Here is a 426-nt window from a genome sequence, read left to right on the forward strand (position 1 = left end):
TGAATCAAATATAAAAATAAAAGATGTATTGTACAATGATGTGTTTTGCGATTTTGAGGATCTGGGTGGTAGTGAGAACTACGTTACGGCGAAACGTGTAGTTAATGTTGGCGGCGATTTGGTAGCTTCTATTGCCAATGCGTTTGAGGTAGTTATCGACAATGATCTATTTGTCATGAATGGCAATTATTTCACCGATAGTGAAAAAGAACAATTGAATGTGTTGGCGTGGAAAAATTTGGAAAAATATTATGAATGTGATTTATCATTTATGGCGGCAGACTTTACAAACACGTTAATCTACAAAGCCCATCCACAATTGTTTAAGGAAGTCACATTACCAAACCTTCGCACACGTTCAGTTCCAATAGATGAAAGATTAAAAGTTTATTACTTCTCAAAGAATCATAAATTCTCTGATAATTG

At 34.5% G+C, this 426-nt stretch carries 1 pseudogene; it reads left to right on the forward strand.

Going from position 1 to position 426, the window contains the following annotated elements:
• Window positions 1-426, forward strand: a pseudogene (locus V1952_RS22530) (type III restriction endonuclease subunit R); the annotation flags it as partial.

The sequence above is a fragment of the Yersinia sp. 2542 StPb PI genome (genome assembly GCF_048593855.1).
Classification (GTDB): Bacteria; Pseudomonadota; Gammaproteobacteria; order Enterobacterales; family Enterobacteriaceae; genus Yersinia; species Yersinia enterocolitica_E.